This window comes from Amycolatopsis orientalis DSM 40040 = KCTC 9412 (genome assembly GCF_000478275.1).
Classification (GTDB): Bacteria; Actinomycetota; Actinomycetes; order Mycobacteriales; family Pseudonocardiaceae; genus Amycolatopsis; species Amycolatopsis orientalis.
In genome coordinates, this window is record NZ_ASJB01000028.1 from 25,659 (window position 1) to 39,387 (window position 13,729).

Consider the following 13,729-nt stretch of genomic DNA (forward strand, 5'->3'; position numbering starts at 1 on the left):
CGCTCAGCCCACCTCGCCCGGTCGCGCGTCCCTGGCACAGCGGAACCCGGAGAAGATCTGCCGCCGGATGGGATGGTCCCAGTTGCGGAACGTGCCGCGGATGGCCGCCGCGTCCGTGCCGAACGAGCCGCCGCGCAGGATCCGGTAGTCGCCGCCGAAGAACACTTCGGAGTACTCCCGGTACGGGAACGCCGCGAATCCCGGATACGCCTCGAACCCGCTGCTGGTCCACTCCCAGACGTCCCCGATCAGCTGGTGCACGCCCAGCGGCGACGCCCCCGCCGGATACGCGCCCACTTCCGCGGGCCGCAGGTGCCGCTGCCCGAGATTGGCGTGCTCGGGGGTGGGTTCCTCGTCGCCCCAGGGGAACCGGCGCGAACGGCCGGTCGCCGGGTCGAACCGGGCCGCCTTCTCCCATTCCGGTTCCGTGGGCAGGCGCTTGCCCGCCCAGGCGGCGTACGCCTCGGCCTCGTGGAAGGAAACGTGGACCACCGGCTCCGCGGCGGGCACCTTCTCGTGGACGCCGAACCGCGTGCGCCACCAGCCGTCCTGCTCGCGCTTCCAGAAACGTGGTGCGTTGATCCCGTGCTCGCTCCGGTACGCCCAGCCTCGCTCGCTCCACCACTTCGGGTCCTGATAGCCGCCGGAGTCGAGGAACTCGGTGTAGGCCCCGCAGGTGACCGGTGTGGTGTCGATGAAGAACGCCTCCACCGCGACCTCGTGCGCCGGGCGCTCGTTGTCCAGCGCCCAGGGTTCCGCCGAGGTGCCCATGGTGAAGGCCCCGCCGGGGACGAGGACCTCGGCCGGCAGCCGCCCGGACCGCGCGGACGGCGGAGCGGGCGCGTGCAGCACCGGATCGCCCTTGCGGAGCTGGTGGGTGGCCAGCATCGTCTCGTCGTGCTGCTGCTCGTGCTGGGTGATCATGCCGAAGGCGAAGGCGTCCTGGGTGAGCCGCCTGCCTTGCAGTGGAACGTTTTCCAGGATGTCGAAGGACTTCTCCCGTACCTCGCTGACGTATTTGCGCGCCTCTTCCGGGCCCAGCAACGGCAACTCCGGTCGATCGGCGCGGGCGTGCTGGAACGCGTCGTAGATGTCGTCGATGTCCGGGCGCAGCGCCTCGCGGCCGCCGACGTCACGGACCAGCCAGAGTTCTTCCTGGCTGCCGATATGCGCCAGATCCCAGACCAGCGGGGACATCAGCTTCGAATGCTGGCGGACCAGCTCTTCGTCGTCGATGTCGGTCAGCGCGACACTGCGCTCGCGGGCTCTGGTGAGCGCCTCGGCCGCGTGGGCCCGCAGGTCTTGCGGGCTCAGCGCGCGAAGCGGGTTGGTCTCGATGCTTTCCACGCTCATGACTGGTGACTCCTCGAACCGTGCACGAGGGACTGCACGCCCTCGCTGATCTCGGTGATGCTCTCCGGCGGCAGACCGGTCATGCCGAGTTCGGCACAACCGAGGTCCACCACCTCGCTCGCGACGGCCGCGATCGCCCGGTCGGCGAGGCCGAACCGGGCCGCGCACTCCCATCTGCCCATGACCGGTTCGCACAGTTCGAGCACTTTGTCCACTGTGGACGGGCGTGCGAGCAGGGCGGTCAGCAGGGCCACCGGATGCAGCCACCTGGCGGCGGGCTGCGCGTCCAGGTAGCGGATCTCCAGGTACCCCTGTGGACGGACCGGCGTGAAGAAGGTCGTCAGGTGGTAGGCCAGGTCGTGCTCGGTCGGCTTGCCGAGTCCGGCGCCCGCGCCCCTTCCGTCGATCCAGTCGGCGAAAGTCAGCGAATCGGGCGCGTCCCAGCCACCGTCGCGGCCGGGCAGCACCATCAGCGGGGTGTCGAGGATCCGGCGTGCCCACTCCCCCGCCGGATCCCGGCCCGGCTCCGCCGAGCGGGTCCGGGCCTTCTCGGTGTCCATCACGGCCAGCCAGCGCGCGGACGCGTGGCCGGTGTCGCGTCCGGCGTGGACCCGGGAATTGGCGAAGGTGGCGAGCAAGGGCGGACCGAGGGCGTGGACGGCGGCCCAGCGGGTGGCCAGATCGCCTTCCTCGCCGGCGTCCACACAGACCTGCAGGCCCGCCGTGCTGCACATCATCGTCGCGCCGCCCTCGCCCATCGGGGCGAAGCGGCGTTCCATGGCGGCGTAGCGGGGTGTGCCCAGTTTGCGGGCGGGGGCACGAAACCTGTCTATCCCGCTGTCGCCGAGGTGCAGGCCTCGGGCGGCGAGAAGGTCTTGGAGATGGGCCAGATCGGCCGAGACGACGGCGTCCAGGTGGCGCAGCGTGGTCTGGGGTTGAGCGGAGATCTCCACCTGACATCCGGGCTCGAGGCTCAGTGGTGAACCTGCCGGAAGCGGGAGGGCGGGGCTGTCGGGGCGCAACGTCCGCGGGGTGTGCGGGCCGAGCGCGGCGGCGAGATCGTCGGGTTCGAGGGGCCGGGCGGGCTCGTCGGCGTAGTGCACGGTGTACTCCAGCTCTACGCCGAGAAGTCTCGGTGGCCCGTGTTTGAAGCACACGGAAGCCACATACGCCTCACCTTCGGCGCGGTCCGAAAGGACCTTCGCCGTCGCGTTCGACGCGCTCCCGGACTTCTCGGGGAAATCATGAACAGTAGTCATCTTTCCGCCGTCCAGTCGGTTGTCCGATCACTGAGAAACCTTGACTTCGGACGCTACACGCGGGGTCCGACAAATTCAGGTCGGTTCTTACCGGGCAGGATCGCCGGACCACCACTCAGGACAGGACGAGTCAGGGCAAAGCGGGCTCCGTGCCCAGGCCCAGCGCCGCCGCCGCGGTACGGACCGCCTCGATCACCAGCTGCAGGGCCTGCCGCCGCGACGACGTCGTCCGGTAGGCGATCGAAACCGTTCGGAGCAAGGGTGTGGTCAACGCGACAACGTCGATCCCCGGCGGCCGCAGACCGAGCCCGAGATCGGACACGAGGGTTACCCCGAGCCCCGCCCGGACCATCGCCATCGCCGTCGACTGCTCTTCCACCTCGTGGTTGATCTTGGGTTCGAACCCGTGCCGGTGACAGGCGGTGCGCACCGCCCGGCCGAAATGACTCTTCGGGCTGGCGAGGATCCACGGGTGCTCCGCCAGTTCGAGCAGTGACGCGCTGCCGTTGGGGACGGCGCCGGACGGCACCGCGGCGTGCAGCCGTTCGACCGCGATCACCGCGCGCTCCAGGCCGGCGTCCCACGGCATCGGCGCGTCGGAGTAGTCGATCACGAACGACAGGTCCAGTTCACCGTCGCGGACGGCGTCGGCGGTGTCCTCGGGCGCCAGTTCCCGCGTCCGCACCTGGATGCCCGGATGGTCGCCCGCGAGCGCGGCCAGAGCGTGCGGGAGAAGCCCGGAGGCGACCGAAGCCCACACCCCGGCCATCAGCCGGACCGAGACGGTCGACTGGGCCTCCTCCAGCGCCAGCGTCGCCCGCTCGACCGAGCCCAGGATCTCCTCGGCGTGCTCGGTCAGCAGAAGCCCCAGTTCGGTCAGCTGCACCCGTCTGCCGAATCGTTCGAACAGCTTCGCACCCACGTCCCGTTCCAACTGAGCCAGCTGCTGCGACACCGCCGACGCGGTGTAATGCAGTGACGCGGCGGCCGCCGTGACGGTGCCGCGCCTGCTCAGCTCGCGCAGCATCCGCAGGCGGTGCAACGAAAGCTCCATGTCCCCAACGTAAACGGGCGCGGTTGCGGATGCCGGATGACGCGTTACACCAGTTTCTCTGCACGACATCGTTCAGATTCGGTAAATGGACGCCCGCGCCCGCCGGGGCGCACCCTCGGAAGTGGCGCAGGACGAACCCGAACCCCGAAGGAGGTGGCCGCATGGCCGCGAGGAACGCCGAACCGCTGATGAGGCTCATCTGGACCGACCCCGTCACCGGTGCGACCGGCTACCTCGTCGTGCACAGCCTGGTCTCCGGTATCGCGACCGGCGGCACCCGGATGCGTGCGGGCTGCACGATGTCCGAGGTCGAGGACCTGGCCAGGGGGATGGCGAACAAGACCGCGACCTTCGGCCTGCCGGTCGGCGGCGCCAAGGGCGGTATCGACTTCGATCCCAAGGACGACCGTGCTTTCGGTGTCCTGGAACGGTTCTGCGCGTTCCTGCGGCCCTGGATCGACAACCACTGGGTGACGGCCGAGGACCTCGGCGTGCCGCAGCACCTGATCGACGAGGTGTTCGCGAAGCTCGGGCTGGAGCAGTCGTACCACGCCGCGATCCGCCGTTCGGCCGATCCGGCGCACACCCTTCGCCGGGTGCAGGCCGGGCTGAGCACCCCGGTCCCCGGCGGGCTCCTGCTCGGCGACGTCATCGGCGGTTACGGCGTCGCGCAGGCCTGTCTCGGCGTCGCCGACGCGTGGGAGTGGCCGGTCGAGAAGACCACCGTCGCCGTGCAGGGCATCGGCACCATGGGCGGCGGCGCGGCCTGGTACCTGCACGAAGCCGGGATGACCGTCGTCGCGGTCGCCGACGCGGCCGGCACGCTGTACCGGCCCGAAGGCCTCGACATTCCGGCACTGCTGGACCTGCGTGACGAGTACGGCGAGATCGACCGGAGCCGGCTGCCGTCGGACGTCCGGCTGCTCCCCCGCGACGAGATCGTCGCGACGGAGGCCGACATCTTCGTCCCGGCGGCGATCTCCTACGCGCTGCGCGCCGGGAACCAGGGCGCCGTCAAGGCGAAGGTCGTCATCGAGGCGGCCAACGCGGCGACCACCCCCGACGCCGAAGCGGGCCTGGCCGCTCGCGGGATCCCGGTCATCCCGGACTTCGTCGCCAACGCCGGTGCGGCGGCGTGGGCCTGGTGGCTCCTGCTCGGCGAGGTCGGCGCGGACCCGGCCGACTCGTTCCTGCGGCTGCGGACCGAGATGCGCGCGAAGGTGGCGCTGCTGCTGAGTTCCTGGAACCTCGACCGGATCGCGCCCCGCACCACCGGCCTGCGGCTCGCCGAAACCACCCGTTCGGACGCCACCACCACGGAGACCGCTCCGGTTCTGGTCATCCCCTGACGTCATGCGCGTGAAGGACTCCTTCCCGCGGCTGAGCCGCGGGAAGGAGTCCTTCACGCGCGTCTGGGTCAGGAGGCGAAGCGGTCGGTGGCGCCGATGAGGACGTCGCGCATCGGCTCGTCCTGGGTGCTGTGGCCGACCTCGTCGATGATCACCAGTTCACTGCCCGGCCAGGCGTGCGCGAGTTCCCACGGGGTGCCGACGAGGTTCCCCAGATCGAGACTGCCTTCGGCGAGCACGGCCGGGATATGGGCCAGCGTCTTGGCCTCCCGCAGGACCACGCCTTCGTCCAAAAAGGACCCTTGGCTCCAGTAATGGGTGACCAGCCGTGCGAACGCCAGCCGGAACTTCGGTGACTCGAAGCTCTTGTACGGCGGGGAAGTCGGGATGACCGCGTCCTCCCAGGCACACCAGTCCGCGGCCGCCTTTTCGTGCACCGCGGGATCGGGATCCATGAGCAACTTGTGGTAGGCCGCCGCGAGGTCGCCGTCACGGTCCCCCTCGGGGACGCCGTCTCGGAACCTGGCCCAGGCCTCGGGGAAGACCCCGCCGAGGCCGCGGGTGAGCAGGTCGGTCTCGCGCCGTCGCCCGGTGGCCAGGCCCATCAGCACCATCTCGGACACCCGGTCCGGGTACCGCTCGGCGTAGACCAGCGCCAGCACCGAGCCCCAGGAACCCCCGAAGATCAGCCATTTCTGGATGCCCAGATGCTCGCGGAGCAGCTCCATGTCCGCGAGCAGGTGTTCGGTGGTGTTGGCGGAGAGGTCGGCCTCGGGCTCGCCGGCGTGCGGCGTGCTCCGGCCGCAGCCCCGCTGGTCGAACAGCACGACGCGGTACCTGTCCGGGTCGAAGTAGCGGCGCAGCCCGGTGCTGCAGCCGGTGCCGGGGCCGCCGTGCAGCGTGACGGCGGGTTTGCCGTCGGGATTCCCGCAGACCTCCCAGTACACGAGGTGCCCGTCGCCGACGTCGAGCATCCCGTGGTCGTACGGTTCGATTTCCGGATAGAGCCGTGTCACGTTCTCGTCCTCCCAGACCCGCGCGAAATACAACAGCGCTGTCACAATAGCCCCGACGGCGGGCTGGGTCGCGTGGTTTTCGCGCGCGGGAGGGCGTTCCGGCCCGATCAAGCCGCTGCCTACTCGCCACGGTGTCCCGGACTCCTTCCGGTGAAGTACATGAAGGCCCCCTTCCTTGCGCCTGGCGCAAGGAAGGGGGCCTTCATGTACTACCGGGGTATCAGCCGCCCAGAGTCGAGGACACATGGCGGAGCGCGTCCGCCAGTTCCGCGGGTCCGGCCGGTCCGATGTGGACCACCGTGTCGTTGCCCCGCCCCGTCGTGTAGCTGAGGTACCGGCCCCAGTCGGTGTCCGCGAAATGCAGCGGATCCTCGACCGCCGTATGCCTGCCGACCTCGTCGCGCTTGCCGGCGTAGAGCTCACCGCTCCCCTCGACCGGCCGCTGCACGAGGCTGACGATGTCCGCGACGACCGGCGGCAGCGAATGCGTGTCCGGACCGCGCCGTGCCGCCTCTTCGAGTTCGTACGCGCGGATCGTGCGGAGCCTGCCGCCGCCCGCGGGAACGGGCGGCAGCTGCTCGATCAACGTCTCCGGCAGCCGACGCCGGTCGATCTCCTGGAGCCCGACCCAGTCACCGGACGCCACCGCCAGCACCGCCTGCAAGCCCAGTGAGGCGGCGAGCACGCCGTAGGTCTGGCCACCGGCGTTCACCCAGCCGTAGTACTCGACGGCCGGTTTCGTGAGCACCGGCAGCCAGTCCAGGAACTCGACCGAGGTACGGCCGTTCGAGTCCAGCAGCCCGGCCTGCGCCAGGGCGGCTTCCACCCGCTTGTCCGCCTCCGCGCGAGCCGTCCTGGAGATCCAGCGCGGTTCGGGACGCAACGTGATGTGCAGGTCGCCGACGCGTTCGCGTTCGGCGAGCACCGCCAAGGCTTCGACCGGGACGTCCACCCGGCCCGTTCTGACGGTCATCCGCTACTCGCCGATGACCGGCGGGCTGGTCCGCTGGTCGGTGCCGAAGATCGCGTCGGGGTCGGCCTCGATCAAGTAGTCGGGACGCTGGTGCTCGTCGTCCTCGTCGCCGCCCTCGCCGCGCCTGCCGCCGGCCCCCATCGGGCCCATCTGACCGGCACCACCGCGGCCACCGGCACCACGGCCACCGGCCAGGTGGTCGGCGCCGCCCAGGCCGCCGAGGCCACCCATACCGGAACCCCTTCCGCCGCCCAGGCCACCGGAACCGGGTCCGCCCGCGCGGCCGCCGGGGCCACCCTCGCCACCGAGGAGCCGTCCCGCCGCGCTGCCGGGGCCGGGCACGTTGCGCCCGCTGCCGCTTCCGGGCGGATTGCCGCCGCCACCGCCGGGCCCGTAGTTCTGGCCGAGCCCGTTGGTGAGGCCGATGACGTCGTCCAGGTCGCCGGTACCGCGTCCGCGGTCCCTGCCCGGGATCTCGGTGGTCTGGCCCGGCCTGTTCCGGCCGCCGCCGGACGGGAGCGTCGTGTCCCCGGGACCCGGCCTCCGCGTCGGCGTCGTGATGCCGTTGTCGTTGCCCGGCCGGTCCCTCGGGGTCACCGGCCGGTCGTCGCCCGTCCCCGGCCGGTTCTGGTTCTGATTCTGGTTTTGGTTCTGGTCGGTGCGGTGGTCGTCCGTCCCGCTGGTGTCGGTGCGGTCGGTGCCGTCGTTCTCGTCCCCGCCACCCGTCTTGCCGGGCTTCACCGGGATGACGGGCGGCGGCTTGATCGGCGGCGGGCCACCGTCGACCTTGATGCTGACGTTCGCGCCGTCACTCTTCAGCACGCCGTAGTCGGTCGGCAGGCTGGACCTCGTGTCGAGCGTGGACGTGTCGTACTGGTCCATCACCCGGACGTTGTTCTGGTTCGCCGCCTCGTGCTTCGCGACGCCCTCTTGGTAGTTCTTGATGTCGTTGTTGACCATGAACGGCCCGGCGATCGGGATCGCGCCCTTGAGGCCGGTGGTCCAGGGGTTGGGCTTTTCGGGCTTCGGCGGCACCGGGACGACCGAATAGCTGGACTCGTCGAAACTGTCGGCCTGCATGGTCACGGAATCCCTGGTCGTGAAGAGGGGTTCCGCCGTCTCGCGGAAGGCCAGCTCGAGCGGACCCGCGCCCGCGTTCGCGGCGTCGGCGGCCGAGCCGGTCCAGGAGGCCTTCATCCGCTCCTGCAAGGACTTGATGCTCATCCCCCGCTGGACGTACGCGCCCGAAAGCTCGGCCACGCGATCCGCCGCGCTCCGGAGATTCCGGGTGTCACCCTGGGTGAAGTTCTCGAAGATCTGCTTGCCGTCCACCCTCATGCCCCCTTGAGCGTCTTGATCACGGCCGACGCGAGCTTCCGCGCGGTCTCACACGAATCCTGCTCACCCTGATAGCTCTTGGCCAGCGTGCCGATGGCCAGATCGTCGGCGACGCCGACGGCCATCGTGCAGTTCCCCTCGGCCCGCTCGTCGGACAGTCCATAGAAGACCGTCGGATAGCCGTCGACCTCCGGTCCGGGCGCGACGAACCTCATCCGTCCCGTCTCCTTGGCCTGGTAGAACCCGGCGAGCCCGCCGGTGCCGCGCTCGCGGTTCCCCGATCCGATGAGGACCTGGACCCCGTTGCCCTTGCCCTGCTTGGACATCGACCAGCCGCAGGACGGGTTGGTCCCCTCGGACCCGCTCGCACCGCCACCCGGGCGGCCCGGGTCGGTGTATCCCAGCGCGGCGAGGTCTGCCTGCGCCACCACGGTGCAAGGCTCGGTCAGGAACGAGTCGCGAACGGTGAGCGGGGCGGACACCTTCGGGACGTTCGGATTCGCGGGTGCCGAGGAGGCGCCCGACGACGCGTCCGACCCGGTGGTGGGACTCGGTTTGCCCGGGTTCTCGCCCGAGCAGGCGACCAGCGCCGCCGAGGCGAACACCAGTGTCGTAGCGGCGATACAGCTTTTCAGCACGTTAGGCATCCTCAGGTCGACCGCATGGTGTTCGCCGCGTCGGTGGCCATCGTCTTCGTCTTGGCCAGCTCGAGCTTCGCGATGTACCCGACGATGTACTCCTTCATCGACTCGTTCTGCTTCTTCAGCGAGTGCAGGGAGTCCATACCGGCGTCCACGTAGCTGGAGCTGACTTCGTCCTGCCCCGGCGGCATCAGATCGAAGAGGATCTCCTCGATCCTGTCACCGTCGGCGGCGACCTTTTCGAGCTCGTCCTCCCACAGCCCGATAACGGACTGGAGCTCGTCGGGACTCATCTCGAAGCCGCCGCCACCCCCGCCTCCGCCGCCGTAAACGGTCGGCTCCGGCGGGGTGGTGAGATCACCCCAGACGGCCTTGATCGCGCTCGCGGCGTCGCCGATGATGTCCACGCCCGCACCTTCCCCTCAGCATTCACGCACCGTGACGGACAAAGCGTAGCCAAGCGACCGGCGGGCTGTCAGCCGATCCGATCGATCCTCGGACGCGTGTCGGACCCGACCGGTTCCCCCTGTCGGGCGAAGATCCCGCGAACTGGTCACAGTACGTACGTACGGATTGCTTTACCAGGGTTCCCGGTGACAGGATTCCAGGATGCCACGGGTCAGCCAGGATCACCTCGACGCACGCCGGCGCCAGATCCTCGACGGCTCCCGCGTGTGCTTCGCGCGGTATGGCTACGAGGGTGCCACCGTCCGGCGGCTCGAGGAAGCCACCGGCCTGTCCCGGGGCGCCATCTTCCATCACTTCCGCGACAAGGAGTCCCTGTTCCTGGCGCTCGCCGAGGACGACGCGGTCCGCATGGCCGACGTCGTCGCCGAACAGGGTCTCGTCCAGGTGATGCGCGATCTGCTCTCCAACCGCAGCGAGCACCCCGCCGACTGGCTCGGCACACGGCTGGAGGTGTCGAGGCGGCTGCGCACCGATCCCGAGTTCCGCGCCCGCTGGGCCGAGCGGTCCCACCAGCTGACCGCCGCGACCCGCCGCCGTCTGCTGCGCCAACGCGACGCCGGGATCCTGCGCGACGACGTCGATGTCGACGTCCTGACCGCCTATCTCGAACTGGTCCTCGAAGGACTCGTCTCCCATCTGGCCATGGGCCTGCCGGGCGACGATCTCGGTCCCGTCCTCGACCTGGTCGAGGAGAGCGTGCGGCGGCACCGCGCCCGCACGGCCGGGGGAACGCGTTAAGATTGTCCCATCACCGCAGTACAGCGGTGGTATCCGTTGGTTTCCGAGTGAGGAGTGACTCTTTTCGTGCGCGACGCGCGGTCACCTGGTGACAGTATCGAGCCGGGTGGCGCACCCGGCTGTTCCGCGGACTTTCCCGCCGATCCCCTTCCCGGCGGCGGGAAATGATGGAAATCCTGTTCGCCGTTCTCGGCATTCTCCTGTTCCTCCTGCTGACCATCGGCACCGGCCTCGCCGTCGCCGCTGAGTTCTCCCTCACCGCGCTCGAGCGCAGCACGATCGACGCGAACGTCCGCCAGGTCGGCGACCGCCGCGCGCACACCGTGCAGAAGGCGCACCGCACCCTCTCGTTCCAGCTCTCCGGCGCGCAGGTGGCGATCACCATCACCACGCTGATCACCGGTTACCTCGCGGAACCGGTCATCGGCGACCTGCTGCGCCCCCTGTTCACCGGCGTCGGGTTCTCCGAAGGCGTCGCGAAGGGTGCCTCCCTGGCGGTCGCGCTGGTCCTGGCGACGTCGCTGTCGATGATCCTCGGCGAGATGATGCCGAAGAACCTCGCGATCGCCCGGCCGCTGCAGACGGCGCGCGCCGTCGCGGGGTACCACTCGCGGTTCTCGTCCCTGTTCCGCTGGCTCATCACCCTGATGAACAACAGCGCCAACTTCCTGGTCCGCAAGTTCGGCGTCGAACCGCAGGAGGAACTGCGGTCCGCCCGCTCGCCCCAGGAACTCGGCTCGATCGTGCGCTCCAGCGCCGAAAGCGGCACGCTCGACACCTCGACGGCCGAACTGCTGGACAAGTCGCTGCGCTTCGGCGAGCGGACCGCGGACGAGCTGATGACGCCGCGCGTCCAGCTCGAATCGCTGACCGTCGACGACACGATCAACGACCTCATCGAGATCTCGCGGCGCACCGGTTTTTCGCGTTTCCCGGTCTATACCGAGGATCTCGACGACGTGCAGGGCGCTGTCCACATCAAACAGGCCTTCACCGTGCCCGCCACGCAACGCGCCACGGTGCGGATCGGCTCGGTCATGCGGCCGATCCCGACGGTCCCCGAATCGCTGCCCGGCGACTCGCTGCTCAACCGGCTGCGCGATTCCCGGTTCCAGCTCGCGATCGTCGTCGACGAGTACGGCGGCACCGCGGGGCTGGTGACCCTGGAGGACGTCGTCGAAGAGATCATCGGCGACGTCCGTGACGAACACGACGAGCGGGAAGCGCCGTCCTCCCAGCAGGTCGGCGCCGACAACTGGCTCGTGTCCGGGCAGCTTCGCGCCGACGAAGTCACCGACGAGACCGGGTTCCGGATGCCCGACGGCGACTACGAGACCATCGCCGGGCTGATCCTCGAGCGGCTCGGCCGGATCCCCTCCCCCGGTGACGCCACCGATCTCGACGCCTGGCGGCTCACGGTGACCAAGATGGACCGTCTCCGCATCGCCGAGGTCGAGGTCCGCCGGGTCAGCGAAACCGCCACGGCCGCCGAGCAGGAGCCCGCCCGATGAGCGACTGGTTCAACATCTTCCTCGTCGTGGTCCTGCTGCTGGCCAACGCCTTCTTCGTCGGCGCCGAGTTCACCCTGATCTCGTCGCGGCGTGACAGGCTGGAAGCGTTGCTGGAACAGGGAAAGACCCGCGCGCGGATCGTCATCAACGCGAGCAGGAACGTCTCGCTGATGCTCGCGGGCGCGCAGCTCGGCATCACGATCTGCTCGCTGCTGCTCGGGCGGCTGGGCGAGCCGGCGATCGCGCATCAGCTGGCCGGGTTCTTCGAGCTGCTCGGGATCCCCGACGTGCTGCTGCACCCGATCTCGTTCGCGATCGCGCTGGCGTTCATCACCATCCTGCACGTCCTCATCGGCGAGATGGTGCCGAAGAACCTCGCGATCGCCGAGCCCGAGCGACTGGCGCTGTGGCTGGTCCCGGTGCACGTGGCCTGGGTCAAGGTCGCCAACCCGTTCATCTGGCTGCTGAACTTCGTGGCGAACTCGCTGCTGCGCCTGTTCAAGGTCGAGCCGAAGGACGAACTCGAAACCGCCTACACCTCCGATGAACTCGCCGAACTGCTCAGCGAGTCGCGGCGCGAGGGGCTGCTGGAGCAGTCCGAGCACCAGCGGCTGAGCAAGACGCTGTCGTCGGTGGCGAAGACGGTGGCCGACGTGCTGGTCCCGACGGCTCAGCTGACCACGCTGCCCTGCTCGCCCACCCTGGGCGACGTCGAACGCGCGGTGTCCTCGACCGGGTTCTCGCGGTTCCCGGTGTGCACCGACGACGGGACGCTGACCGGCTATATCCACGTCAAGGACATCCTCGACCTCGTGGGCGAGGATCCGACGACCGTGGTGCCGTCGGACAAGACGCGCGGGCTGACCGAACTGCGCGCCGACGCCCGGCTGGACGAGGCACTTTCGGCGATGCGCAAGGAAGGCAGTCACCTGGCGCGGGCGCTGAGCCCGGCGGGGAACGCCGTCGGGGTCGTCGCGCTGGAGGACCTCGTCGAGGAATACGTGGGAACTGTCCGCGACGGTACCCACGTGATGTCGTGACCGGCCCGATCGTCCTCCCCGAGCCTGTCTGGCTGGCCAGGGAGGACGACCACGTGACCCGGATGCGGCGCTGGACGACACCGCACCAGCGCCGCCGCTCGCGGGGCGAGAAGCATCCGGTGCTCGACTTCCTGTTCACCTACTACTCGCACCGGCCCGGGCATCTCGAACGGTGGCAGCCGGGGCCGGGTGTGGTACTCGAAGGCCGGTCCGCGCACAAGTTCCTGGAGCGGAAGGGATACGTCGAGACCCCGGACGGCGTCATGCTGGATCCGGCGGGTTTCACCGAGGGCCGGGCCAAGACCGCCGAATTCGTCCTCGGCCTGCTTTCCGCGACCGCGTCCCGGGCGCCGAGACTCAGTTGTTTCGGGCTCCATGAATGGGCAATGGTTTACCGGGAATCGGCGGATGAGGTTCGTCACTCACAACTTCCGCTCCGCCTCGGCTCCGACGGCACGGACGGTGTCGTCGAGTCACTGGAGATCCGGTGCGGGCATTTCGACGCCTTCCGGTTCTTCACCGAGCCCGCGCGGCCGCGCAACACGCTGCGGCCGGAGCGGGAGAACCAGATCGAGTTCGAGCAGCCGGGCTGCCTGCACGCGAACATGGACCTGTTCAAGTGGGCCTACAAACTCGACCCGTTCATCCCCGCCGAGCTGGTCGGGGACTGCTTCGAGCTGGCCGCCGACATCCGGGAGCTGGACATGCGCGCCAGCCCGTACGACCTCGCGTCGTACGGGTACTCGCCGGTGCGCATCGAGAGCCCGGAGGGGCGGGCCGAGTACGCTCGCGCCCAGGCCGGTTTCGCCCACCGGGCCACCCCGCTGCGTGAGCACCTGATAGCGCATTGCCAACTACTCCTGACCGAGTTAAAGAAGGCGCCCGCGACACGCGGAAAACAACTGTGAGTTGCCACATTCCCCGTAACATCCTCCCCTGTTAGAGTGATAACGGTTTGATTGCATACGCAGCGCGAGCGCGCACGTTTC

General features: G+C 69.4%; 13 protein-coding genes. 5 read left to right on the plus strand and 8 right to left on the minus strand.

Translation table 11 applies throughout. The features are described 5' to 3' along the window. Positions 1–3: 3 nt before the first annotated feature. The 3 genes from egtB to L324_RS06690 form a co-directional block, all read right to left on the minus strand. A complete protein-coding gene (gene egtB, locus L324_RS06680) occupies positions 4–1,353 on the minus strand; it encodes an ergothioneine biosynthesis protein EgtB (protein WP_051173702.1) in 1,350 nt (449 codons plus the stop codon). Then, positions 1,350–2,612 (minus strand): glutamate-cysteine ligase family protein, encoded by a 1,263-nt coding sequence (locus L324_RS06685; RefSeq protein WP_037305097.1) that lies wholly within the window; start codon positions 2,610–2,612, stop codon positions 1,350–1,352. The genes egtB and L324_RS06685 overlap by 4 nt, the downstream gene beginning before the upstream one ends. A 130-nt stretch (positions 2,613–2,742) precedes the next feature. Next, positions 2,743–3,666 (minus strand): LysR family transcriptional regulator, encoded by a 924-nt coding sequence (locus L324_RS06690; protein ID WP_037305098.1) that lies wholly within the window; start codon positions 3,664–3,666, stop codon positions 2,743–2,745. Between the two features lie 161 nt (positions 3,667–3,827). On the opposite strand from L324_RS06690, the gene L324_RS06695 reads away from it, so the two are divergent. After that, positions 3,828–5,015: a Glu/Leu/Phe/Val dehydrogenase dimerization domain-containing protein gene (locus tag L324_RS06695; protein ID WP_037305099.1), complete on the plus strand. Its 1,188-nt coding sequence runs from the start codon at positions 3,828–3,830 to the stop codon at positions 5,013–5,015. Between the two features lie 68 nt (positions 5,016–5,083). Here the strand turns inward: L324_RS06695 and pip are convergent, their stop codons facing one another. The 5 genes from pip to L324_RS06720 all read right to left on the minus strand — a co-directional run bounded on the left by pip (position 5,084) and on the right by L324_RS06720 (position 9,390). Further along, positions 5,084–6,076, minus strand: coding sequence for a prolyl aminopeptidase (pip, locus tag L324_RS06700; RefSeq protein WP_081736218.1), 993 nt, complete (start codon positions 6,074–6,076; stop codon positions 5,084–5,086). A 175-nt stretch (positions 6,077–6,251) separates the two neighbouring features. Further along, positions 6,252–6,983, minus strand: coding sequence for an ESX secretion-associated protein EspG (locus L324_RS06705; RefSeq protein ID WP_081736230.1), 732 nt, complete (start codon positions 6,981–6,983; stop codon positions 6,252–6,254). Positions 6,984–7,007: 24 nt separating this feature from the next. After that, on the minus strand, positions 7,008–8,342 hold the full coding sequence (locus L324_RS06710) for a hypothetical protein (protein WP_152546717.1): 1,335 nt from the start codon (positions 8,340–8,342) through the stop codon (positions 7,008–7,010). After that, positions 8,339–8,989 (minus strand): DUF3558 domain-containing protein, encoded by a 651-nt coding sequence (locus L324_RS06715; protein WP_051173703.1) that lies wholly within the window; start codon positions 8,987–8,989, stop codon positions 8,339–8,341. Before L324_RS06715 ends, L324_RS06710 begins: the two co-directional genes overlap by 4 nt. 2 nt (positions 8,990–8,991) lie before the next feature. Further along, entirely contained in the window at positions 8,992–9,390 is a 399-nt protein-coding gene (locus tag L324_RS06720) for a hypothetical protein (RefSeq protein ID WP_037305105.1), read from the minus strand. A 202-nt stretch (positions 9,391–9,592) separates the two neighbouring features. On the opposite strand from L324_RS06720, the gene L324_RS06725 reads away from it, so the two are divergent. From L324_RS06725 to L324_RS06740, 4 genes are all read left to right on the plus strand, one after another. Next, positions 9,593–10,189, plus strand: a complete 597-nt coding sequence (locus L324_RS06725; protein ID WP_037305107.1) for a TetR/AcrR family transcriptional regulator — start codon at positions 9,593–9,595, stop codon at positions 10,187–10,189. Between the two features lie 164 nt (positions 10,190–10,353). After that, entirely contained in the window at positions 10,354–11,700 is a 1,347-nt protein-coding gene (locus L324_RS06730; protein WP_037305108.1) for a hemolysin family protein, read from the plus strand. After that, a complete protein-coding gene (locus L324_RS06735) occupies positions 11,697–12,740 on the plus strand; it encodes a hemolysin family protein (protein WP_037305110.1) in 1,044 nt (347 codons plus the stop codon). Before L324_RS06730 ends, L324_RS06735 begins: the two co-directional genes overlap by 4 nt. Then, entirely contained in the window at positions 12,737–13,648 is a 912-nt protein-coding gene (locus L324_RS06740) for a 3-methyladenine DNA glycosylase (RefSeq protein ID WP_037305112.1), read from the plus strand. Before L324_RS06735 ends, L324_RS06740 begins: the two co-directional genes overlap by 4 nt. Positions 13,649–13,729: the final 81 nt, after the last annotated feature.